Below are 23,369 nucleotides of genomic sequence, written 5' to 3'. Positions count from 1 at the left end.
TTGGCCGCTTCAGTGTGTTACAGGTTACAGATGCAGGGCGTGACCAAGCGCCCGCAATGCCGCTTCCTGGACGGCTTCGCCCAGGGTTGGGTGGGCATGGATAGTGCCCGCCACGTCTTCCAGGCGTGCGCCCATTTCCAGTGATTGCGCAAAGGCCGTCGACAACTCCGAGACGCCGACACCGACAGCTTGCCAGCCCAGGATCAAGTGATTGTCACGACGGGCGACGACACGGACGAAGCCGCTTTTCGATTCCAGGGTCATGGCCCGGCCGTTGGCGGCAAAGGGGAATTGCGCGACGATGCAGTCCAGGCCTTCCTCTTCGACAGCGTCCGGGGTCTTGCCGACCACCACCAGTTCCGGGTCGGTGAAGCACACGGCGGCAATCGCAGTGGGTTCAAAGCGACGGGCTTTTCCGGCGATGATTTCGGCAACCATTTCGCCCTGGGCCATGGCGCGATGAGCAAGCATCGGTTCGCCGCTCAGGTCACCGATGGCCCAGACGTTGCGCATGCTGGTCTGGCAACGTTCATCGACGGCGACCGCTGCACCGTTCATTTTCAGCCCCAGGTTTTCCAGGTTGAAACCTTGGGTACGAGGCTTGCGACCCACGGCGACCAACACCTGATCGGTTGCAATCTGCAGCATTGCGCCCGCTGGATCACGCACTTGCAGCAGCTTGTTGTCGGCGTCGAAGCCTTCAACACTGTGCTTGAGGTAAAGGGTGATACCGAGTTTCTTGATCGACTCGGCGACCGGCGCCGTCAGCTCGCTGTCGTAGGTTGGCAGAATCCGCTCGCGGGCTTCGACCACACTGACGTCCACGCCGAGTTTGCTGTAGGCGATTCCCAGTTCCAGGCCAATGTAGCCGCCGCCAACCACCGTCAGGCGTTGGGGCAAGGCGTTGGGAGCCAGCGCTTCGGTAGATGAGATAACCACGCCACCCAAAGGCAGCATCGGCAATTCGACCGTGCTGGAGCCGGTTGCCAGCAACATGTGCTCACACTGGATACGTTGGCCATCGACCTCAACACTTTTGCCATCGAGGATTTTTGCCCAGCCGTGGATCACCTTGACCCCGTGCTTTTTCAGCAGGGCAGCAACACCGCTGGTAAGACGATCGACAATGCCGTCTTTCCAGGCCACGCTCTGAGCGATGTCCAGGCTAGGCGGCGCAACCTTGATGCCCAGGTTCGAATGCTGGCTGTGCTGGCGAGTCTGGTGGAACTGCTCGGCAACGTGGATCAGCGCCTTGGAGGGAATGCAGCCCACGTTCAGGCAAGTACCGCCAAGGGCCTGACCCTCGACCAGAATGGTCGGAATGCCAAGTTGGCCTGCGCGGATGGCTGCGACGTAGCCGCCGGGACCGCCACCGATGATCAGCAAGGTGGTGTTTTGAGTCTGTTGCATGGTTACTCCACAAACAGGCTGGCAGGTTGTTCGAGCAGGCCGCGAATGGCCTGGATGAAGAGTGCCGCGTCCATGCCATCGACCACGCGGTGATCGAACGAACTGGAGAGGTTCATCATCTTGCGAATAACGATCTGGCCGTTAATCACCATTGGCCGCTCGACCATGCGGTTGACGCCGACAATGGCGACCTCGGGGGTGTTGACCACGGGGGTGGAAACAATACCGCCCAAGGCACCCAGGCTGGTCAGGGTAATGGTCGAACCCGACAGCTCTTCTCGGCTGGCCTTGTTGCCGCGAGCCGCGTTGGCCAGGCGCACGATTTCACCTGCGTTGTTCCACAGGCTGCCGGCCTCGGCATTGCGTAGCACCGGCACCATCAGGCCGTTGTCGCCCTGAGTGGCAATACCGACATGCACCGCGCCGTGGCGGGTGATGACCTGGGCTTCGTCGTCGTAGGTGGCGTTGATCTGCGGGAATTCACGCAAGGCCACGACCATCGCGCGCACCAGGAACGGCAGCAGGGTCAGTTTGCCGCGGCTGTCGCCCCACTTCTTGTTCAGGTGTACACGCAGCTCTTCGAGTGCGGTGACGTCGATCTCTTCGACATAACTGAAATGCGCAACGCGGCGCTTGGCATCCTGCATGCGCTGGGCGATTTTGCGGCGCAGGCCGATGACCGGGATCTGTTCGCTGTCGGTGCGTTTGCTGTAGCCGGCAGATGCACCTTGGGTACTCTGGGTCGGCTTGGTCAGGAACGCGTCGAGGTCTTCATGCAGGATACGTCCGGCCGGGCCGCTGCCGTGGACGAAGCGCAGTTCGATACCGGCATCCAGGGCACGCTTGCGGATGGCGGGGGAGGCCAATGGGCGCTCGCCGGCCGCGCGCGGGACGATCGGGCTGGGCTGATGTGCCGAAGGGGCGGGTGGTGTGGGCTTGCTGGCTTCTTCGCGGGGCAAGCTTGCGCCCACAGGTTCTGCAACAGGTGGTGCAGGTGTGGGTTCAGCAGCTTTGCTGGCGCCTTCCTGGTGATTGCCGGCGCCTTCTACCTCGATGCGGATCAGCTCGCTGCCGACGGCCATGACCTCGCCGGGCTGACCGCCCAGGGCCAGTACCTTACCGCTTACCGGCGAGGGAATTTCCACCGTGGCTTTGTCGGTCATGACATCGGCCACGACCTGATCTTCGGTGACGGTATCACCGACCTTGACGAACCATTCCACCAGCTCGACCTGTGCGATGCCTTCACCGATATCCGGCATCTTGATGACGTGTGTGCCCATTCAGACCTCCATTACCCGTTTCAATGCCGCGCCTACCCGTGAAGGGCCTGGGAAATACGCCCATTCCTGCGCGTGCGGGTAGGGGGTGTCCCAACCGGTCACGCGTTCGATCGGGGCTTCTAGATGATGGAAGCAGTGTTCCTGGACCAGCGAGATCAACTCGGCGCCAAAACCGCAGGTGCGGGTGGCTTCGTGCACGACTACGCAGCGACCGGTCTTTTTCACCGAGGCAACGATGGTCTCCAGATCCAGCGGCCACAGGCTGCGCAGATCGATGACTTCAGCGTCGACGCCGCTTTCTTCGGCAGCCACTTGTGAGACGTACACGGTGGTGCCATAGGTCAGGACAGTTACATCGTTGCCGGGGCGAGTGATGGCCGCCTTGTCCAGCGGAACGGTGTAATAGCCATCAGGAACGGCGGCGGCAGGGTGTTTTGACCATGGCGTTACCGGGCGGTCGTGGTGGCCGTCGAAAGGGCCGTTGTACAGGCGCTTGGGCTCCAGGAAAATCACCGGATCGTCATTCTCGATCGAGGCGATCAACAGACCTTTGGCGTCGTAGGGATTCGAAGGCATCACTGTGCGCAGGCCGCAGACCTGGGTGAACATTGCCTCGGGACTCTGGCTGTGGGTCTGGCCGCCATAAATACCGCCGCCGCAAGGCATGCGCAACGTCAGCGGGGCGATGAACTCGCCAGCCGAGCGATAACGCAGGCGCGCCATTTCCGAGACGATCTGGTCGGAGGCGGGGTAGAAGTAGTCGGCGAATTGAATCTCGACCACCGGGCGCAGGCCATAGGCACCCATGCCCACGGCGGTGCCGACGATGCCGCTCTCGGAGATCGGTGCGTCGAACACCCGCGACTTGCCATATTTGCTCTGCAGGCCTTCGGTGCAGCGGAACACGCCGCCAAAGTAGCCTACGTCCTGGCCGTAGACGACCACGTTGTCATCGCGCTCAAGCATGATGTCCATGGCCGAGCGCAGGGCCTGGATCATGGTCATGGTAGTCGTCGCCATGGCGGTTTCCAACTGGATGGTGGTGTTGTGATCGTTCATGTCAGATCCCCAGTTCCTGGCGCTGCCGGCGCAGGTGCTCCGGCATCTCCTTGTAGACGTCTTCGAACATGGAGGCAGGGCTTGGCATCTGGCCGCCGGCCAGGGTGCCGTATTGCTCGGCTTCTTTCTGCGCCTTGATGATCTCGGCCTCGAGCTCGGCGGTAACCGCCTGGTGCTCTTCCTCGGACCAGTGGCCGATGGCGATCAGGTGCTGTTTGAGCCGGACAATCGGGTCGCCCAGCGGGAAGTGGTTCCAGTCGTCTGCCGGGCGATACTTGGACGGATCGTCCGAGGTCGAGTGTGGACCGGCACGGTAGGTGACCCACTCGATCAGGCTTGGGCCCAGGCCGCGGCGGGCGCGTTCGGCAGCCCAGCGCGAAGCGGCGTAGACGGCGATGAAGTCGTTGCCGTCGACCCGTAGCGAAGCAATGCCACAACCGACGCCACGACCGGCGAAAGTGGTCGATTCGCCACCGGCGATGGCCTGGAAGGTGGAGATTGCCCACTGGTTGTTGACCACGTTGAGGATCACCGGCGCGCGGTAGACGTGGGCGAACGTCAAGGCAGTGTGGAAGTCGGATTCGGCGGTTGCGCCGTCACCGATCCAGGCCGAGGCAATCTTGGTGTCACCTTTGATCGCCGAGGCCATGGCCCAACCCACAGCTTGTACGAACTGGGTGGCCAGGTTGCCGCTGATGCTGAAGAAACCAGCTTCGCGGACCGAATACATGATCGGCAATTGACGGCCCTTGAGCGGATCACGCTCGTTGGACAGCAATTGGCAGATCATCTCGACCAGCGACACATCGCGGGCCATGAGAATGCTTTGTTGACGGTAGGTGGGGAAGCACATGTCCGTACGGTTGAGGGCCATGGCCTGACCGCTGCCGATGGCTTCCTCACCCAGGCTCTGCATGTAGAAGGACATTTTCTTCTGGCGCTGGGCAACCACCATGCGGCTGTCGAACAGCCGGGTCTTGAGCATGTTGCGCATGCCCTGACGCAGGATTTGCGGGCTGATGTCCTCGGCCCACGGGCCCAGGGCATTGCCTTTGTCGTCCAGTACCCGGATCAGGCTATAGGCGATATCCGCGGTTTCGGCCGCGTCTACATCGACGGGAGGTTTACGGACCTTGCCGGCATCGTTCAGACGCAGGTAGGAGAAATCAGTCTGGCAGCCTGGCCGGCCGGTAGGCTCGGGCACATGCAGACGCAGGGGGGCGTACTCGTTCATGCTTTTTTACGCTCGCTCTGTCTTGTGTTTTTGTTGAGCTTTGAAGCGGTCGCTACTGAAACCCCGGCTTGTGACTAGGGAGTCAGTCTTGTCCTACATCATATTCGGGCGCCTGAAGAATATTTCTCTCAAGTTCATTGCCTTTGTTCCAGCTTGCGGATAAACATTCCTTATAAAGACAAAAAACAGGTGAAATTGTCTCATGCGTAAACTGGATCGCACTGATATCGGTATTCTCAACAGTCTTCAGGAAAATGCCCGGATCACTAACGCCGAACTCGCGCGCTCGGTAAACCTGTCGCCCACCCCGTGCTTCAACCGGGTAAAGGCCATGGAAGAACTGGGAGTCATTCGTCAGCAAGTGACCCTGCTGGCGCCGGAAGTGTTGGGTCTGGACGTTAATGTGTTTATTCATGTCAGCCTCGAAAAGCAGGTGGAGCAATCACTGCATCGCTTTGAAGAAGAAATTGCCGAGCGTCCGGAGGTCATGGAGTGCTATCTGATGACAGGTGATCCGGATTACCTGTTGCGGGTGCTGCTGCCGAGTATTCAGGCCCTGGAGCGCTTTCTGGATTACCTGACGCGCTTGCCTGGGGTAGCCAATATTCGCTCCAGCTTTGCCTTGAAGCAGGTGCGCTACAAAACCGCGCTGCCATTGCCGGCCAATGGCCTGACCTTGCCGGGGTGATTGCAAAGGCTATCGCCGGGCAAGCGCGCTGCTGCTGGTGCTGCTGTGCCTGTAGGAAATTTCGATCAGCCCCGTTCTGAGTGCTTGAAATTCCGAACGCAGCGCGCCTATGTTGTAGTCATCGCCTTTACCGGCATGCGACAACATTAAGGATAGTGTCATGACGACCAGTGGCCAGTGCTCCCTCGCCGAACGATTGACGGGCATTGATGAAATCGAGTGCATCACGCCGGATCTCAACGGTGTGCCCCGCGGCAAGGTAATGACGGCTGAAGGTTTTCTCGAGGGACGCCGATTGCAGATGGCCCGTGGCGTGCTGCTGCAGTGCATCATGGGTGGCTACCCGCCGGCACGTTTCTACGGCAGCGACGATGGTGACCTGGCGCTGGTTGCCGATGATCGCCACATTCATCGCTTGCCCTGGAGTGACGAGCCCCGCGCCTTGGCGATCTGTGATGCGGTGGAGCTGACCGGCGCCAGTTCCGGGTTGTCTACACGGGGTCTGCTCAAGGCGGTGATCGCCCGTTATGCTGCCCTTGGGCTGGCACCGGTGGTAGCGACTGAGCTCGAATTCTTTGTTTTCGCCCCCAACAGTGATCCTGACCAGGCGTTTCTCCCGCCGCTGGGCAAGGACGGTCGTCGCGAAGAAGGGCAGTCGGCCTTCAGCGTCAGTTCCAATAATGGCCTGCGTCCGTTCTTCAATGAGGTGTACCGTTGCATGGAAGCGCTGGGACTGCCGCGCGACACTTTCATGCATGAAATGGGCGTCAGTCAGTTCGAGATCAACCTGTTGCACGGTGATCCCTTGCTGTTGGCCGACCAGACGCTGCTGTTCAAACACCTACTCAAGGAGGTTGCGCTCAAGCATGGTCTGATCGTGGTGTGCATGGCCAAACCTCTGGCGCATACGCCGGGAAGCTCCATGCATATTCATCAGAGCCTGGTGCAGATCAGCGATGGCCATAACGTGTTCAGCGATGCCGACGGCGCGCCGACTGCTACCTTCCGACATTTCATCGGTGGTTTGCAGGCCTGTATGGCGGACTTCACCGCGTTGTTCGCGCCCAACGTCAATTCCTATCAGCGCCTCTGCCATCCCTACGCCTCACCCAACAATGCCTGCTGGTCAGAGGATAATCGTGCTGCCGGTTTGCGTATCCCGGCCAGTTCGCCGGTGGCGCGGCGGGTAGAAAACCGCTTGCCTGGTGCCGACACCAACCCTTATCTGGCCATTGCTGCCAGCCTTGCTGCCGGCCTGCATGGCATCGAACAGCAGCTTGAACCTACAGCAGCGATCCAGGGTGAGTTCCAGGTGCCGGATCATTTGAGCCTTCCCTGTACCTTGCATGCGGCCCTTGAGCGTCTGAAGCGCAGCGAGCTTGCTCGGGAACTGTTCGGCAACGAATTCATCGAAGGCTACATCGCTACCAAGAGCATGGAGCTGACCAGTTTCTTTGATGAAATTACCCCCTGGGAGCGTCGAGTGCTGGCGGCACAGGCGTAGGTTTTTTTCACTCCCGGGACCTGCAGTACCGCTATTTTCACTTATGCTTTCATGCAGTTTTTCCACCTGCTCAAGGGGCCGTTCGGGACGCTGATGCGACAGATCTGGAAGTCTTTTCGCGCGCTGTATTTTGCTGCGCTGATGATGTTGATTGGTTCCGGCTTGTTGAGTACTTACCTGGCCCTGCGCCTGGCTGCCGACCATGTCGACAGCCTCTGGGTGGGTGCGTTGATGGCGGCCAACTATTTTGGCCTGGCCCTGGGTGGCAAGATCGGTCACCGCCTGATTGCCCGGGTCGGGCATATACGCGCGTACGCTACCTGTGCCGGTATCGTCGGCGCGGCAGTGCTTGGCCATGGCCTGGTCAGTTGGTTGCCGGCATGGCTGTTCCTGCGGGTTATCGTCGGCCTGGGCATGATGTGCCAGTACATGGTCATCGAAAGCTGGCTTAACGAGCAGGCCGATGCCAAGCAGCGGGGCGCAGTGTTCAGTGGCTACATGATTGCTTCGTACCTGGGGCTGGTGCTCGGCCAACTGATACTGGTTGCCCACCCGCAACTGGGACCAGAGCTGTTGATGCTGGTAGCGATGTGCTTTGCCTTGTGCCTGGTGCCGGTGGCGATGACTCGCCGCATTCACCCGGCACCTTTGCGCCCTGCGCCAATGGAGCCGCGCTTCTTTATCAAACGGGTGCCTCAATCCTTGAGTACGGTGCTCGGCTCGGGCCTGATCGTCGGTTCGTTCTACGGTCTTGCACCGTTGTACGCGGCCAAGCAGGGGTTGAGCACTGAATACATCGGTCTGTTCATGGGCTGCTGTATTTTCGCCGGTCTGCTGGTGCAGTGGCCTTTGGGTTGGTTGTCCGATCGCTATGACCGTGCCGTATTGATCCGCAGCGTGGCGGTGGGCCTGGCGATTGCGGCATTGCCCCTGGCGATCATGCCGACCGTGCCAATCGTGGTGCTGTTTGCTGCGGGCTTTATCGTGTCGTTGCTGCAGTTTTGCCTGTATCCCCTGGCGGTGGCTTTTTCCAACGACCATGTGGAAAGCGAGCGGCGCGTTTCGCTGACCGCCATGCTCTTGGTGACCTATGGCGTTGGCGCCAGTATTGGGCCGCTGGCAGCGGGGGTGATGATGAAGATGTTCGGCACCCAGATGCTCTATGCCTTCTTTGTCTTTTTTGCCCTGGTGCTGGTATGGCGGATCCGGCCTAAGGCGGTTACAGGTTTGCATCAGGTCGACGATGCACCGCTCAATCACGTGGCCATGCCGGCAGCCGGCTCGCCGCTATCGGCGGCGCTCGACCCGCGGGTCGATGAGCAAGTGGTGCAGGATCAGATGCAGGCGCCGGTGGCGGCTGAAGATACTGAACAGGAAGACGCCAGCGTCGAGGCAGACGATGTCGCAGGCGGGGGAGTGGGGAAGCCGGCGTCGCTATGAAGTCTTGCGTGGGGCAAGCCGTCTCTACCGGATCCGGTAGGCGCGGACTTGCCCCGCGATACACTCAGTAATCGTCTTTATCGAACCGACGCGCTTCGCGCTGTAGCTGGTAGACGAAGGTTTCGATCTTGCGCTGCATCTGCCCGTTCAGGTTGTGAAAGCGCACACCGGCGAACGTGGTGTTGAAACGCTCTTCAAAATGCAGGTGGCGCAGTTCGACTTCCACCTGGGACAAGCCCAGCGGAGCGCCGGAAGCGAATTTTTCGTACACCTGACCCAGTTGCAGGCGTTCTTCGACATTGCCTTCAAAGCGCAGCTTGCAACCTGTGGCGGAAATATCCAGCAGTTTGCCACGCAACTCGCCATTGCCCTTGAGCTTGTCACCATCGAGCTTGATGTCGACCAGTTGCGACAGCTTCAAGGCGGCACGGAAGGCATTGCGACGTTGGTGATAGGCCACTTCGGTGGGCAGTTCACCGTGGTAGCAACGATGACCGTTGGCTTCGCTGATGCTCAATGGGGTGTTGCATTCCCAGGCAATGCGCACGCCTTCATGAAAACCCTCGATCCGGAACGGTTCGCCGTTTTCAAGGTAGCGCTCACCGTCGCGGGGGACCATCTCATCGAGTCCCAGACGGTTGTTTTCGCGGTCGACTTCGACGACATAGCTCTGGAAACGCTGGCTACGTTCGTGGAAGGTGATGATCAGCGGGTCATGGCTCTCTTGCAGCGACCGCAAGTTGGCGGCAATTTCCAAAGGCGTGCGAAGTACCTTTGGAGGCTGCGGAGCTTCTGCTTCATTGAACACGGGTAATCAATCTCCAGGCAAGACGGCACACGCAAGTAACAGCATTTTGCCAGTATGTTCTGTACCTTGATACAGGGAATTAAACCTGGCTGAGCGCCCGCGGCTTGGCGAGGGGCGAGGTCGACCCACGGGCGTTGTACAGCGAAGGTGATTCGCCGCCCATGAGGATTCTGATCTGATTGGCTGTGCTGCTCTGCTGAAGCTGGATCGAGCGGCCGTTGCGCTCGTTGACTGCCTGACAGTCGGCAAGCAGCTTGCCCAGTGTATCCAGTTGCTGCAACAGGCGTTCGCCAAGGTGGGACTGGCTGGCCAGTTGCGCAACACCTTCACGGTCCTGACTCAAGCCAAGGCTGGCAAGCAGCTCACTGCGGCGTCGACCTTGCTGATCGAGAAGGATCACCAACGATTGCTTGCGTGCCAGAAGGTTTTCCAGCAGCGGCATATCGCGGCCGAGCAGGGCAATTGCTTCTGTCTCCAGCAACTCCAGCAGTTGTTGCGCTGGAGCAAGGTCGTCTTCGATCAATTGCAGCAAGGTAGTGTCGTGCATGGCTGGCTCTTTGGTTCAAGCGTCCTGAAGTCAGCGCGCCAGAGGCTAGCGCTGGGCTTCGAAATTAAGCAGTTTGCTGGCGACGCGGTTGCTGTCGACCTGGTAGCTGCCGTCGGCGATAGCCTGCTTCAACTCCGCCACGCGGGCGCTGTTGACAACCGGCTGGTCGCGCAGCTTGTCGCTGACCTTCTGCAACTGCTGGGCCTCATGGCTCAGGTGTACGGTTTCCCCGCTGGTGCTGCTGGTGGCGACAGGGTCGGCCTTGGCTGCTGCGGCGCCGGTGCTTTCCTGGCTGTTGCCAGGACGCGCGCCGGTAACCGACGGGGAATTATTCAAACGACTGAAGTCGATGACCATGATCAGAAAACCTCTGGGTATATGGACGCTTGCCTTGTTTTCGGCCGACCCGGAAAAAACTTTAGGCGCAATTGTTCCACATCATGCGCAATGCATTTTGGGCACCCAATGGGACACAGTTTAGGAAAAGCAGTTCCTGATCGCCAGCGTTAGTCGTTGTTTGCTCGCTTACATCGCTACTTCGACCTGGCCCGGCCCGGTAACCCTGGCCTTGACCACCCGTTTGGAATTCAGATTGCGTACTCGGATCTGTTCGCTCTGGCCGCCCTTGCTCAGGGCTTCGCCCGGCATACGTACACTCAAGGTACCACTGCGCGCGGTAATAACCACTTGGTCACCTTTGCGAACCACTTCTGCCTGTTCCAGATGTTGAGGCGTCAGCACCTGATCCATGACCGTTGGTCGGATTACCTTGAGACCGATGGCCTGATCCAGACTGCTCAAGAAACCCTGGTTGAGCAGCCCTACGTCGCGTTCGCGCAGGCTGACGTCCTGCTCACTGACGATGCTTTCGCGCTTCAGCGGTCGCACTACCGTCACTACATGACGAAAAAGACGTACCTGGGCGGGCACGAACACCGTCCAAGGTGAGCTACCTTCGCAACGAACCCTGATCGTCACGCGACCTATGGGCTGCGCCGGGCTTTCCAGGCTTGCATCCAGCTGGCGGTCGCACAGCGGCATGCGCAGGCGCGGGTCGAGGTTGTTGACCTGGATCTCGTAGCGTCCTTCGGTCTGGCTGCTGGCCAGGTAGTCTTCCACGGTGAATTCAAGAAACCCTTGGGTGACGCCGATAAGTTGTTCAGGCAGGGTGAAAGTGTCAGCCAGGAGTCGACCGCCAGGTGCCAGCAGGCACAGCGCAGCCAAATAGCTTGGCAGCAGGCGAGTCAGGCGTCGGGAAAATGGCGTTTTCATATTCATACGATTGAAATAGCAAAGCGCGTGCCGAGACTGGGTACGAAGTTCGAAGCGTTTGGTGAAGGAGTCTGGCATGGCTGGTGTAATGGATTCGGTGAACCAGCGCACGCAACTGGTGGGGCAGAATCGCCTGGAGCTGCTGTTGTTTCGCCTCAATGGCGAGCAGCTCTACGGGATCAACGTGTTCAAGGTGCGGGAGGTGTTGCAATGCCCACCCCTGACGGTGATGCCCAAGTCCAATCCGGTGGTGCGCGGTGTAGCGAATATTCGCGGGGCAACCATCCCGATCCTCGATCTGGCGATGGCGACCGGTATGCCCGGTCTGAGTGAAGATGTCAGCAAGAGCTTCGTTATCATCACGGAGTACAACACCAAGACCCAGGGTTTCCTGGTGCACTCGGTGGAGCGCATCGTCAATATGAACTGGGAAGAGATTCATCCGCCACCCAAGGGCACCGGTCGCGACCATTACCTGACCGCGGTGACACGGGTCGACAACAAAATGGTCGAGATCATCGACGTGGAGAAAATCCTCGCCGAAGTGGCGCCGACCTCCGAGTCCATCTCGGCTGGCGTGGTCGATGCCGAGGTGCAGGACAAGGCCGTATTGCTGCGCGTGTTGACGGTCGACGATTCGTCGGTTGCGCGCAAGCAGGTCAGTCGCTGCCTGCAGACGGTCGGCGTGGAAGTGGTAGCGCTCAACGATGGTCGCCAGGCGCTGCAGTACCTGCGCAATCTGGTGGAGGAGGGCAAGCGTCCGGAAGAAGAATTCTTGATGATGATTTCCGATATCGAGATGCCGGAGATGGACGGTTACACCCTGACAGCCGAGATTCGCAGCGACCCGCGCATGCAAAAACTGCACATCATCCTGCATACTTCGCTTTCCGGCGTGTTCAACCAGGCGATGGTCAAGAAGGTCGGGGCCGATGATTTCCTGGCCAAGTTCAAGCCGGACGACCTCGCCCAGCGCGTCGTCGATCGCATCAAGGCCACGCACTAACGGTCGGGGGTTCAGCCCCTGGCGGTTCACACGATTTAAGAGGCTGTACCATTGTCTACGGGTAATTTGGATTTCGAACAGTTCCGGGTCTTCCTGGAAAAAGCCTGTGGCATCCTGCTGGGCGAAAATAAGCAGTACCTGGTCTCCAGCCGTCTCAACAAGCTGATGGAGCAGCAGGGCATCAAGTCCCTGACCGAGCTGGTACAGCGTATTCAGAGCCAGCCGCGCAGTGGTTTGCGCGAGCAGGTGGTAGATGCCATGACCACCAACGAGACCCTGTGGTTTCGCGACACCTATCCCTTCGAAGTGCTGAAGAACAAGGTGCTGCCTGAGCAGATCAAGGCCAACCCCGGGCAGCGTCTGCGCATCTGGTCGGCTGCCTGTTCCTCGGGCCAGGAGCCGTATTCCATTTCGATGGCGATCGATGAGTTCGAGCGCAGCAACATTGGTCAGTTGAAGATGGGCGCGCAAATCGTTGCCACCGACCTGTCCGGAACCATGCTCACCAACTGCAAGTCAGGTGAGTACGACAGCCTGGCCATTGCCCGCGGTTTGTCCCAGGAGCGCCTGCAGCGCTACTTCGACGTCAAGGCACCCGGTCGCTGGGCGGTGAAGGCGCCGATTCGTAGTCGCGTGGAGTTCCGTTCGTTCAACTTGCTCGACAGCTACGCGAGCCTGGGCAAGTTCGACATCGTGTTCTGCCGCAACGTGTTGATCTATTTCTCGGCACAGGTCAAAAAAGACATCCTGCTGCGTATCCACAGCACGCTCAAGCCGGGCGGCTACTTGTTCCTTGGCGCCTCGGAAGCACTCAACGGCTTGCCGGATCACTATCAGATGGTCCAGTGCAGTCCTGGCATCATTTACCAAGCCAAATAAACACCTCCCCTGCGGAGGTAGGCATTGCCGCTTTGCTGGCGCCCGGCGGTAATCCTTTGCCGCTTTTCTGGCATTGCCGCCAGCGACAAAGCGCTAAAAGCCCCGTATTTACGGGGTTTTGTTTTTTGGCATGGCTCTTGCTCTAGCTCAGTCAACGAAAAACCTTCGAAGGTTTCCCCGACATGAGCATCAGTTTCGATAAAGCGCTCGGCATTCACGAAAAGGCATTGGGCTTTCGCGCCCAGCGTGCCGAAGTGCTGGCCAACAATATCGCCAACGCCGACACGCCAAACTACAAGGCGCGCGACCTGGACTTCGCATCGGTCCTCGCCGCCCAGGCCGAGAAGACCAGCAAAGGCCACTTCGCACTGGATCGTACCAACACCCGTCATATCGAGGCTGAAGGCCTGAGTATGGGTGACGAGACGCTGCAGTACCGCACGCCGATGCAGCCCTCGATCGATCAGAATACCGTCGATGCCCAGCTCGAGCAGTCGAGCTATGCGGAAAATGCCGTGGGTTTCCAGGCCAGCTTCACGCTGCTCAACAGTAAATTCAAAGGGCTGGTATCAGCCCTGCGCGGAGAGTAAGTCATGTCCCTCGCCAGTGTATTCAACATTGCCGGTAGCGGCATGAGTGCCCAGACCACGCGTCTGAATACCGTCGCTTCGAACATTGCCAACGCCGAGACGGTCTCTTCGAGCATCGATCAGACCTACCGTGCCCGTCATCCGGTTTTTGCCACCACCTTCCAGCAAGCGCAGGGCGGTGTGGGTCAGTCGCTGTTTCAGGATCAGGGCGAAGCCGGTCAAGGTGTTCAGGTGCTCGGCGTGGTGGAGGATCAAAGCAACCTTGAGGCGCGCTACGAGCCCAACCATCCAGCAGCGAACAAGGACGGTTACGTTTACTACCCGAACGTCAACGTGGTCGAGGAAATGGCCGACATGATTTCTGCCAGCCGCTCGTTCCAGACCAACGCCGAGCTGATGAATACGGCCAAGTCCATGATGCAGAAGGTTCTGACCCTGGGTCAGTGACAGGAGTAGCCGTATGACCACCACCAATTCCACCGCCGGTGTCAGCAACGCGGTACTGCAGTCGCTGCAAAAGCCTGAAGCCAACAGCAATGCCAAGACCGGTAATGCTGGCAGCGCGCTGGGCAAAGATGCGTTCCTGCAGTTGCTGGTCACCCAGATGAAGCACCAGAACCCGCTCGATCCTCAGGAAAACGGCGAGTTCGTCGCGCAGTTGGCGCAGTTCAGCAGCCTGGAAGGCATGCAGACGCTCAACGATTCGGTCGCCACCATCGGCGGCGCCTTCCTCTCTTCCATTGCCCTGCAGGCGTCTTCGCTGGTGGGTCGCAATGTTGTGGTCGAAACCGACAAGTCGGTCGTCGATACCAGCAAAGAGATGAAGGGTTCGATCAACCTGACCTCATCCAGCACGCTGACCACTGTCGGTATCTACGACAGCGAGGGCGAGCTGGTGCGCACCCTGGATCTGGGCAGCCAGAAGGGTGGCAAAGTGGACTTCACCTGGGACGGCAAGGATAGCGACGGTGAGATTGCTCCTGCTGGTACCTACACCTTCAAAGCCTCGGGCACCATCGATGGAACCGCCAAAGCCATGACGACCAATCTGCCGGCCTCGGTCAGCAGCGTGACCATGGGTGGCAATGGTTCGGAGATGATGCTGAATCTGGCGGGGCTGGGCAGCATCGCGCTGTCGAAAATTCAATCTATTGGAATCTAGGGCCGATAACGCGGCAGGAGTGAGCACATGTCTTTCAATATCGGCCTTAGCGGTCTTTATGCAGCAAACAAGGCCCTCGGCGTAACCGGCAACAACATTGCCAACGTTGCCACCACTGGCTTCAAATCGTCGCGTGCCGAATTCGCCGACCAGTATTCCTCGTCGATTCGTGGCACCAGTAGCCGTACCGCCGTGGGCAGTGGTGTGACCACAGCCGCGGTATCGCAAATGTTCACCCAAGGTAACTTCAGTGGCACCGGTCAAAGCCTGGACCTGGCGATCGACGGCAACGGCTTTTTCGCCATGAGCGACAACGGCTCGAAGATCTACACCCGCGCCGGTGCGTTCTACAGCGACAAGGCTGGCTACATCGTCAACGCCCAAGGTTCCAACCTGCAGGGTTATGCCGTCGACGGCGACGGTAAAGTGATCAAGGGTGTCCTCACCGACCTGAAGATCGATACGTCCAACCTTGCGCCGAACCCTACCGGACGCATCACTGAAACCCTCAACCTGAACTCCAGTGCCACGGCACCGAAGATCGCTCCGTTCGATCCTACCGAAGTGGGTAGCTACAACTACACCTTCAACACTGACGTCTACGACAGTCAGGGTAATGCCCACCAGATGAACCAGTATTTCGTCAAGGATGCGGGTACCAACTCCTGGACCATGTACACCACTGTCGATGGTCGCAATCCGGCCGACCCGACGCTGACCACGCCGCTGGTGAACAAGCTGCCGTTCAAGTCCGATGGCAGCCTGGATACTGCAGCCATGACGCCAGGCGCAGTAGCTGGTGGCTTGACCATTACCGACACCAAGACCTTCCAGCTCTCGGGTTGGAAGCCTGCCGAGAAAAACGCGGCAGGCAACTGGGTAGAGAACGGCGCCACTGCCAAGGTTGGTGGTATCTCCCTGGATATGTTGGCCACCACCCAGTACAACGCGGCCTCGGCCACGACTGCCAAGAACCAGGATGGCTACGCCACCGGCGAGCTCAGCGGCTTGACGGTCGACCAGAGCGGTAACCTGTTCGCCAACTTCACCAATGGCCAGGACAAAGTGATCGGTCAGGTGGCAATTGCCAACTTTGCCAACGTCCAGGGCTTGACTCCGGTCGGCGGGACCAGCTGGAAAGAGTCCTATGCTTCGGGCGTGCCTATCGTCGGTGAGCCTGACAGCGGCACCCTGGGCAAGATCGTTGGCGGCTCGCTGGAAGACTCCAACGTCGACCTGACCGGCGAGTTGGTCAACCTGATCAAGGCGCAGAGCAACTATCAGGCGAACGCCAAGACCATCTCCACCGAAAGCACCATCATGCAAACCATCATTCAAATGACTTGATAGTTAGCGTTGTGCTCAGCCCCTGCTCGCAGGGGTTTTTTTCGTCGCACGTTCAGCGAAGAGGGGGTTGGGGTGAGGAAGCGGGTGTTGATGGTCGGGGTGTTGCTGATGGGGGCCATGCAGTATTCGGTCATGGCGGCGCCGGCGCCCTGGTATCAATGGCAGAGCCTGGCTACCGGGCGCTACATGTGCTCGCAGGTCAACCCGGGTGAGGGTTGGGTGCGGCATTCGGGGCCTTATAACAATGCCGGTTGCCGCACCTACTGAAATTACCCTTGCCGCAGGCGGCAAGAGTTCGCCGACAAACTGACGGCGCTTTGCCTGCACTTACTCTTGAAGCCCCGTAATACGGGGCTTTCGTTAGTCTGGTTCGATAATTGCTTAAAGCTAGCCAAGGTGGCAGCGCGACGACGGTTCGCGCAGAGGAGATCCTGTGGACAAGATGCTTTACGTGGCCATGACCGGCGCCAGCCAGAACGCGCTGGCGCAGAAGGCCCATGCCAACAACCTGGCGAACATTTCTACCAACGGTTTTCAGCGTGACCTGGAGCAGGCGCGCTCGATGCCGGTATTCGGTGACAGCTTTCCGGCGCGCGCCTATGCGATGACCGAACGCCCTGCGACCGACTTCACTCCAGGCTCGTTGCTGGAGACTGGCCGTGATCTCGATGTGGCCATTGGTGGCGATGGTTTCATTGCCGTGCAAGCGCCTGATGGTAGCGAAGCATATGTGCGCACCGCATCGATGAACATCGATGCCCTGGGTGTGTTGCGTGCCGGTAACGGCATGCCGGTAATGGGCAACGGTGGACCCATCGCCGTGCCGCCGGAGCAGAAGATCGAGGTGGGCGAAGACGGCACCATCTCCATCCGTGCCATGGGTGAAGGGCCGCGAGTGATGGCCGAAGTCGACCGGATCAAGATGGTCAACCCTGACCTCAAGACCATGACCAAGGGCCCGGACGGTTTGATTCACACCACCACCGGGCAACCTGCCGTGGCAGATGCCAACGTCAAGCTGGTCTCGGGTTTCCTTGAAAACAGCAACGTCAACGCGGTCGAGGAAATGACTTCGGTGCTGGCGCTGTCCCGTCAATTTGAACTGCACATCAAGATGATGACCACAGCCAAAGAAGGCGATGAAGCCATGGCTCGGGTTTTGCAGATCGGCTAATTACACAGACGTAGCGCCGTAAAACAGGCGCGCGAGGAGAACAGCATGCTTCCGGCTCTTTGGGTCAGTAAAACCGGTCTGTCCGCCCAGGACATGAACTTGACCACCATTTCCAACAACCTGGCCAACGTCTCGACCACCGGCTTCAAGCGTGATCGTGCCGAATTCCAGGACCTGTTGTACCAGACCCGTCGCCAGCCAGGCGCGCAATCGACCCAGGACAGCGAGCTGCCTTCGGGCCTGCAATTGGGTACGGGTGTGCGCATTGTCGGCACGCAGAAAAGCTTCACCGCCGGTAGCCTGCAGACCACCGAAAACCCGTTGGACATGGCGGTCGATGGCCGTGGTTTCTTCCAGATCCTGCAGCCAGATGGCACCGTTTCCTATACCCGTGACGGTACCTTCCACCTGAACTCCGACGGCCAGATCGTTACCGCCAGCGGCTTTGCCCTGGAGCCTGCGGTAGTTGTACCGCCTGAGGCGCAGACGTTCACCGTGGGTCGTGATGGTACGGTTTCGATCACCACTGCCGGCAACCCGGCAGCCCAGGTCATCGGCAACATCCAGACTGCCGACTTCATCAACCCGGCCGGCTTGCAAGCGGTGGGCGGCAACCTGTTCCTGGAAACCGCGGCCAGCGGCGCGCCACAGGTGGGTACCCCAGGTCTGAACGGTTTTGGCGTGGTCCAGCAGCAGACCCTGGAAAACTCCAACGTCAGCACGGTGGAAGAACTGGTCAACATGATCACCACCCAGCGCGCCTACGAAATGAACTCCAAAGTCATTTCCACCGCCGACCAGATGCTCTCGTTCGTTACCCAGAACCTGTAAGTAAAGTCTTCGAGGTCGCTTCAACAGCGCCTGTTACACCGTGAGGTCAGAGTCATGAGTCGTTTGTTCTACGTACTTGCCCTAAGTGGGATCAGCGTGCTGGCCGGCTGCGTTGCGCCGACGCCCAAGCCCAATGATCCGTACTACGCGCCGGTACTGCCGCGTACGCCTTTGCCGGCAGCGGCCAACAACGGCTCTATCTACCAGGCCGGTTTCGACCAGAACCTGTACAGCGATCGCAAGGCCTTCAGGGTCGGTGACATCATCACCATCACGCTCAACGAGCGGACCCAGGCCAGCAAGAACGCCAACTCGCAGATCGCCAAGAACAGCAAGGCCGATATCGGCCTGACGTCGTTGTTCGGCTCCTCGATGACCACCAACAACCCGTTCAGTGATGGCGACCTGAGCCTGAGCGCCGGCTACAGTGGCGACCGTGCAACCAAGGGCGACAGTAAAGCCGGGCAGGGCAACAGCCTGACCGGTTCGATCACGGTCACCGTTGCCGATGTGCTGCCCAACGGCATTATTTCAGTGCGCGGTGAAAAGTGGCTGACCCTCAATACCGGTGACGAACTGGTGCGGATCGCCGGCATGGTGCGTGCCGATGATATCGCCACCGACAACACCGTACCCTCGACTCGTGTAGCCGATGCGCGCATTACCTACTCCGGTACCGGTTCGTTTGCCGATGCCAGCCAACCGGGGTGGCTCGACCGCTTCTTTATCAGCCCGCTTTGGCCTTTCTAGGTTCGGATGACCATGTTCAACTTCAAGCAGCTGATCTGCTCCGCGCTTTTGCTGTTCGTTGCGTTCGCCGCACAGGCGGAGCGCCTGAAAGACATCGCCAGCATTTCCGGCGTGCGTTCCAACCAGTTGATCGGTTACGGCCTGGTCGTCGGTCTTAACGGTACGGGTGACCAGACCACCCAGACACCGTTCACCCTGCAGACCTTCAACAACATGCTTTCGCAGTTCGGTATCAAGGTGCCGGCAGGCTCGGGCAACGTGCAGCTCAAGAACGTTGCCGCCGTTTCCGTGCATGCTGATCTGCCGGCATTCGCCAAGCCGGGGCAGGTGGTGGATATCACGGTGTCATCGATTGGTAACTCCAAGAGTCTGCGCGGCGGCAGTTTGTTGATGACGCCGCTCAAGGGTATCGATGGCAATGTCTACGCCATTGCCCAGGGCAACCTGGTGGTGGGCGGCTTTGACGCCGAGGGTCGTGATGGTTCGAAGATCACTGTCAACGTGCCGTCGGCTGGACGTATTCCAGGGGGCGCATCGGTTGAGCGGGCAGTGCCAAGTGGTTTCAATCAGGGCAACAGCCTGACCTTGAACCTCAATCGCCCGGACTTCACGACCGCCAAGCGCATCGTCGACAAGGTCAACGAACTGCTCGGTCCGGGTGTGGCCCAGGCCCTGGATGGGGGTTCGGTACGGGTCACCGCACCGCTCGATCCAAGCCAGCGAGTCGACTACCTGTCGATTCTGGAAAACCTAGAGATCGATCCGGGGCAGGCAGTGGCCAAGGTCATTATCAACTCGCGCACCGGTACCATTGTCATTGGCCAGAACGTCAAGGTATCGCCAGCGGCGGTCACCCACGGCAGCCTGACCGTGACCATCACCGAAGACCCGATTGTCAGCCAGCCTGGCCCGTTCTCCAATGGCCAGACTGCAGTGGTGCCTCGCTCGCGGGTGAACGCCGAGCAGGAAGCCAAGCCGATGTTCAAGTTCGGCCCGGGCACCACCCTGGATGAAATTGTCCGCGCCGTGAATCAGGTGGGCGCAGCGCCCAGTGATTTGATGGCGATTCTCGAAGCCTTGAAGCAGGCCGGCGCGCTACAAGCCGACCTGATCGTGATCTGAGGACTGGCGCATGGATATGCCGAAAAGCGCACTGGCGTCGATGTCTGACAGCGGTGCCTATACCGACCTCAACCGCCTCAATTCGCTGAAGGTCGGTGACCGCGACAGTGAAGCGAACCTGCGCAAGGTGGCGCAGGAGTTCGAGTCGCTGTTTCTCAACGAAATGCTCAAGTCGATGCGCTCGGCCAGCGATGTGATCGCCAAGGACAACCCGCTCAACACCGAAACCACCAAGCAATACCAGCAGATGTACGACCAGCAGTTGGCGGTGAGTATGTCTCGCGAAGGTGGCGGTATTGGTTTGCAGGATGTGCTGATGCGGCAGCTGGCCAAGCAGAAGGTGGCATCGGTAAACAACAGTCCGTTCCCGCGCTTTGATGTTCAGCCGCGCGCCCTCGGTGCTACTGCAGTGGGGGTGGCCGAGCGCAGCGCTGAAGCCGGCACGCGCAATGATGTCGCCGCGCTGAACTCCCGCCGCCTGGCATTGCCGGGCAAGCTCACGGATCGCTTGCTGGCCGGGTTGGTACCGTCGGCAGGCACTGCGCCAGCGACGACCAATACTGCACCTATTCCTGGCCGCAGCGCTGTGGTCGGCGATGCGCTGGTCAAGGGCGACTGGCAGCCGGCCCGAGCCTTTGCGGCGCCGAGCGAGCTGCGTATTTACGGCCGTGCCGTGGCCCAGCCGCCATTGGCGCCAGCCAAGCGCGCCTTCAGTTCTTCCGACGATTTTGTCGCCACTATGTTGCCGATGGCCGAGCAGGCCGCCAAGCGTATCGGCATCGATCCGCGCTACCTGGTAGCCCAGGCGGCACTGGAAACCGGTTGGGGCAAGTCGGTCATGCGCCAGAGCGATGGCAGCAGCAGTCACAACCTGTTCGGCATCAAGGCCACCGGCAATTGGCAGGGTGGCGAGGCGCGGGCGATCACCAGCGAGTTTCGTGATGGTCAGTTCGTCAAGGAAACGGCGGCGTTCCGTTCCTACGACTCCTACCAGGACAGCTTCCATGACCTGGTAAGTCTGCTGCAGAACAACTCTCGCTATAAAGATGCGGTCGGTGCTGCCGATAACCCGGAACAGTTTGCCAAAGAGCTGCAAAAGGCCGGCTATGCCACCGACCCTGACTACGCGCGCAAGATCATCAGCATTGCCCGGCAGTTGCAGCCAACCCCGCAATACGCCTTGGCTGGCGGTACCACGAATCTATAAGGACTGAAGTATGTCGAATCTGATCTCGATCGGGCTGAGTGGCCTGAATGCCAGCCAGGCAGCGTTAGCGGTTACCTCCAATAACATCGCCAACGCCGCAACCTCTGGGTATTCGCGTCAGCAGACCGTGCAGAGCGCGGGTAGCATGCAGAATATCGGGGTTGGCTTTATCGGCACCGGTACCACGCTGTCGGATGTTCGCCGCATCTATAACAGCTACCTGGACAATCAACTGCAGACAGCCACTTCGCTCAATTCCGATGCGGTGGCGTTTCAGGATCAGATCACCAGCGTCGACAAGCTCCTGGCTGACCGTGACACCGGTATCAGTTCGGTGCTTACCGCATTTTTCTCCGCCCTGCAGACAGCCTCGGCGTCGCCTTCGGATGTGGCTTCGCGGCAGTTGCTGCTGACCCAGGCGCAAACCTTGAGCAACCGCTTCAACGCCATCTCGTCGCAGATGAGCCAGCAGAACGATAACATCAATTCCCAGCTTGATACCTTGAGTGGCCAGGTCAACAAACTGTCCGCCAGTATCGCTGAGTACAACAAGCAGATCACCCAGCTATCGGCCTCGGGCAACACCCCGAACAACCTCATTGATGCACGCAACGATGCCGTGCGCTCGCTCAATGAATTGGTGGGTGTCACCGTGCAGGAGCGCGATGGCAGTCTTGATGTGTACCTGGGTACTGGGCAGTCGCTGGTTACCGGTAACCACGCCAATACCCTGTCGGTGGGGCCAAGCGCCAACGACAAGAGTCAGTACAGCCTGAGCATCAACTACCAGACTTTCAGCTCCGACGTTACTTCGGTCGTTACCGGTGGCCAGATTGGCGGGCTGCTGCGTTATCGCGATGAGGTGCTTAACCCGTCGATCAATGAGTTGGGTCGTGTTGCGCTGGTGGTTTCCGACAGCATCAACAGCCAGCTGGGGCAGGGTCTGGATGCCAATGCGCAGTTCGGCAGTGCGTTGTTCTCCAGCATTAACAGCGCTACCGCAATCAGTCAGCGCAGCCTGGCAGCGTCGGGCAACAGTGCTGGTTCGGGTAATCTCGACGTGACCATCACCGACAGTGGCGCGTTGACCACCTATGACTATGAAGTGAAGTTCACCAGCGACAAGAACTACACCGTACGCCGCTCCGATGGTACCGAGATGGGCACCTTTGCCCTGGACCAGGACCCGGCACCGGTCATCGACGGTTTCACCCTCTCGCTCAAAGGCGGTGGCCTGGCGGCAGGCGACAGCTTCAAGGTGATTCCGACGCGTGCTGCGGCGGGCAGTATCAACACCGTACTGACCGATGCCAACAAACTGGCTTTCGCCGGTCCGATCAGCGCCACCGCCGGTAGCGGCAATGGCGGCACGGGCACCATCACCCAGCCAAGCCTGAGTGAGCGCCTGGATATCTACGGTGGCGCCGATCTGGCCCTGATGCAGGACTCGATCAAGCACTCCATGCCGGTGCGTGTGGTATTTGATGAAGCGTCTGGCGGTACTCAAGGCTACAAGCTGTTTGACGCCAACGGCAAAGACATCGGCTCCGGCAGCATCATTCCGGGCCAGGACAACAAGCTGCAGATCAATGTGCCGATGCGCGATGCGTCAGGTGCACCGATTCTCGATGGCAGTGGTAATCCGCGTACCTTCAGCGTTGAAACCTCCATCGGTGGCACCCCGGCGGCCAATGACAGTTTCAGCCTGTCGTTCAACGCCGAAGGCAAGTCCGATAACCGCAACGCCAAGTCGCTGCTTGATTTGCAGACCCAGTCTACCGTCGGCACCGGCGCTGGCGCCGGCACCAGCTTTACCTCGGCATACGCCTCGCTGGTCGAGCGCGTCGGTGCCAAGGCTGCCCAGGCCAAGATCGACACCACCGCCAGCGGCGCCGTGCTCGACTCGGCCAAAGCCGGTCGCGCCGCGGTGTCCGGGGTCAACCTGGATGACGAGGCCGCCGGCCTGGTCAAGTTCCAGCATTACTACACGGCGTCGTCTCAGATCATCAAGACCGCGCAAGAAACCTTCAGCACCTTGATCAACGCCCTGTAAGGA

24 protein-coding genes are annotated in these 23,369 nt (G+C 59.5%); 16 read left to right on the top strand and 8 right to left on the bottom strand.

Annotated elements, in window-relative coordinates; all coding sequences use genetic code 11:
• Positions 1 to 24 precede the first annotated feature (24 nt).
• Genes lpdA through V0R60_RS22310 form a run of 4 tightly spaced genes read right to left on the bottom strand, consistent with a single transcriptional unit; the run spans position 25 to position 4,986 of the window.
• Entirely contained in the window at positions 25 to 1,410 is a 1,386-nt protein-coding gene (lpdA, locus tag V0R60_RS22325) for a dihydrolipoyl dehydrogenase (RefSeq protein WP_330079287.1), read from the bottom strand.
• Between the two features lie 2 nt (positions 1,411 to 1,412).
• A complete protein-coding gene (locus V0R60_RS22320) occupies positions 1,413 to 2,693 on the bottom strand; it encodes a dihydrolipoamide acetyltransferase family protein (RefSeq protein ID WP_136477552.1) in 1,281 nt (426 codons plus the stop codon).
• On the bottom strand, positions 2,694 to 3,752 hold the full coding sequence (locus tag V0R60_RS22315; protein WP_136477551.1) for an alpha-ketoacid dehydrogenase subunit beta: 1,059 nt from the start codon (positions 3,750 to 3,752) through the stop codon (positions 2,694 to 2,696).
• A 1-nt stretch (position 3,753) separates the two neighbouring features.
• Entirely contained in the window at positions 3,754 to 4,986 is a 1,233-nt protein-coding gene (locus tag V0R60_RS22310) for a 3-methyl-2-oxobutanoate dehydrogenase (2-methylpropanoyl-transferring) subunit alpha (protein WP_136477550.1), read from the bottom strand.
• A 202-nt stretch (positions 4,987 to 5,188) separates the two neighbouring features.
• Between V0R60_RS22310 and bkdR the strand changes: the two genes are divergently transcribed.
• From bkdR to V0R60_RS22295, 3 genes are all read left to right on the top strand, one after another.
• Entirely contained in the window at positions 5,189 to 5,674 is a 486-nt protein-coding gene (gene bkdR / locus V0R60_RS22305) for a Bkd operon transcriptional regulator BkdR (protein ID WP_045189126.1), read from the top strand.
• A 262-nt stretch (positions 5,675 to 5,936) separates the two neighbouring features.
• A complete protein-coding gene (locus V0R60_RS22300; RefSeq protein ID WP_330079385.1) occupies positions 5,937 to 7,178 on the top strand; it encodes a glutamine synthetase family protein in 1,242 nt (413 codons plus the stop codon).
• 93 nt (positions 7,179 to 7,271) lie between these two features.
• Positions 7,272 to 8,618 (top strand): MFS transporter, encoded by a 1,347-nt coding sequence (locus V0R60_RS22295; protein WP_136479001.1) that lies wholly within the window; start codon positions 7,272 to 7,274, stop codon positions 8,616 to 8,618.
• Positions 8,619 to 8,682: 64 nt separating this feature from the next.
• On the opposite strand, the gene V0R60_RS22290 is transcribed toward V0R60_RS22295, so the two are convergent.
• From V0R60_RS22290 to flgA, 4 genes are all read right to left on the bottom strand, one after another.
• Entirely contained in the window at positions 8,683 to 9,426 is a 744-nt protein-coding gene (locus V0R60_RS22290) for a flagellar brake protein (protein WP_136477548.1), read from the bottom strand.
• A 79-nt stretch (positions 9,427 to 9,505) separates the two neighbouring features.
• On the bottom strand, positions 9,506 to 9,973 hold the full coding sequence (locus V0R60_RS22285) for a flagella synthesis protein FlgN (RefSeq protein WP_136477547.1): 468 nt from the start codon (positions 9,971 to 9,973) through the stop codon (positions 9,506 to 9,508).
• Between the two features lie 45 nt (positions 9,974 to 10,018).
• The gene (gene flgM / locus V0R60_RS22280; RefSeq protein WP_136477546.1) at positions 10,019 to 10,330 is read right to left on the bottom strand and encodes a flagellar biosynthesis anti-sigma factor FlgM; all 312 of its coding nucleotides are present in this window, start codon (positions 10,328 to 10,330) and stop codon (positions 10,019 to 10,021) included.
• A gap of 168 nt (positions 10,331 to 10,498) precedes the next feature.
• Positions 10,499 to 11,251 carry a flagellar basal body P-ring formation chaperone FlgA gene (flgA, locus tag V0R60_RS22275; protein WP_330079288.1) on the bottom strand — a complete coding sequence of 251 codons (753 nt, stop codon included), beginning with the start codon at positions 11,249 to 11,251 and terminating at the stop codon, positions 10,499 to 10,501.
• A gap of 70 nt (positions 11,252 to 11,321) precedes the next feature.
• Between flgA and V0R60_RS22270 the strand changes: the two genes are divergently transcribed.
• The 13 genes from V0R60_RS22270 to flgK all read left to right on the top strand — a co-directional run bounded on the left by V0R60_RS22270 (position 11,322) and on the right by flgK (position 23,366).
• Complete coding sequence (locus V0R60_RS22270) at positions 11,322 to 12,251, top strand: chemotaxis protein CheV (RefSeq protein WP_136477544.1); 930 nt, start codon at positions 11,322 to 11,324, stop codon at positions 12,249 to 12,251.
• 51 nt (positions 12,252 to 12,302) lie between these two features.
• On the top strand, positions 12,303 to 13,130 hold the full coding sequence (gene cheR, locus V0R60_RS22265; protein WP_136477543.1) for a protein-glutamate O-methyltransferase CheR: 828 nt from the start codon (positions 12,303 to 12,305) through the stop codon (positions 13,128 to 13,130).
• Positions 13,131 to 13,312: 182 nt separating this feature from the next.
• On the top strand, positions 13,313 to 13,720 hold the full coding sequence (gene flgB, locus V0R60_RS22260) for a flagellar basal body rod protein FlgB (protein WP_136477542.1): 408 nt from the start codon (positions 13,313 to 13,315) through the stop codon (positions 13,718 to 13,720).
• A 3-nt stretch (positions 13,721 to 13,723) separates the two neighbouring features.
• On the top strand, positions 13,724 to 14,167 hold the full coding sequence (gene flgC, locus V0R60_RS22255) for a flagellar basal body rod protein FlgC (RefSeq protein ID WP_136477541.1): 444 nt from the start codon (positions 13,724 to 13,726) through the stop codon (positions 14,165 to 14,167).
• 13 nt (positions 14,168 to 14,180) lie between these two features.
• Positions 14,181 to 14,882 (top strand): flagellar hook assembly protein FlgD, encoded by a 702-nt coding sequence (locus tag V0R60_RS22250; RefSeq protein ID WP_136477540.1) that lies wholly within the window; start codon positions 14,181 to 14,183, stop codon positions 14,880 to 14,882.
• Positions 14,883 to 14,909: 27 nt separating this feature from the next.
• Positions 14,910 to 16,229, top strand: coding sequence for a flagellar hook protein FlgE (gene flgE, locus V0R60_RS22245; protein ID WP_136477539.1), 1,320 nt, complete (start codon positions 14,910 to 14,912; stop codon positions 16,227 to 16,229).
• A gap of 72 nt (positions 16,230 to 16,301) precedes the next feature.
• Complete coding sequence (locus V0R60_RS22240) at positions 16,302 to 16,496, top strand: hypothetical protein (RefSeq protein ID WP_136477538.1); 195 nt, start codon at positions 16,302 to 16,304, stop codon at positions 16,494 to 16,496.
• A 166-nt stretch (positions 16,497 to 16,662) separates the two neighbouring features.
• Positions 16,663 to 17,403 (top strand): flagellar basal body rod protein FlgF, encoded by a 741-nt coding sequence (locus tag V0R60_RS22235; protein ID WP_136477537.1) that lies wholly within the window; start codon positions 16,663 to 16,665, stop codon positions 17,401 to 17,403.
• Between the two features lie 45 nt (positions 17,404 to 17,448).
• Positions 17,449 to 18,234: a flagellar basal-body rod protein FlgG gene (gene flgG, locus V0R60_RS22230; protein WP_136477536.1), complete on the top strand. Its 786-nt coding sequence runs from the start codon at positions 17,449 to 17,451 to the stop codon at positions 18,232 to 18,234.
• A gap of 54 nt (positions 18,235 to 18,288) precedes the next feature.
• Positions 18,289 to 18,984 (top strand): flagellar basal body L-ring protein FlgH, encoded by a 696-nt coding sequence (gene flgH, locus V0R60_RS22225; protein WP_136477535.1) that lies wholly within the window; start codon positions 18,289 to 18,291, stop codon positions 18,982 to 18,984.
• A 12-nt stretch (positions 18,985 to 18,996) separates the two neighbouring features.
• Positions 18,997 to 20,106, top strand: a complete 1,110-nt coding sequence (locus V0R60_RS22220) for a flagellar basal body P-ring protein FlgI (protein WP_136477534.1) — start codon at positions 18,997 to 18,999, stop codon at positions 20,104 to 20,106.
• A 10-nt stretch (positions 20,107 to 20,116) separates the two neighbouring features.
• Complete coding sequence (flgJ, locus tag V0R60_RS22215) at positions 20,117 to 21,313, top strand: flagellar assembly peptidoglycan hydrolase FlgJ (protein WP_330079289.1); 1,197 nt, start codon at positions 20,117 to 20,119, stop codon at positions 21,311 to 21,313.
• A gap of 10 nt (positions 21,314 to 21,323) precedes the next feature.
• On the top strand, positions 21,324 to 23,366 hold the full coding sequence (gene flgK / locus V0R60_RS22210) for a flagellar hook-associated protein FlgK (protein ID WP_136477532.1): 2,043 nt from the start codon (positions 21,324 to 21,326) through the stop codon (positions 23,364 to 23,366).
• The last annotated feature ends 3 nt before the right edge of the window (positions 23,367 to 23,369 follow it).

This window comes from Pseudomonas auratipiscis, assembly GCF_036324085.1.
GTDB classification, from domain to species: domain Bacteria; phylum Pseudomonadota; class Gammaproteobacteria; order Pseudomonadales; family Pseudomonadaceae; genus Aquipseudomonas; species Aquipseudomonas auratipiscis.
This window is presented reverse-complemented; position numbering and strand designations above follow the sequence as displayed.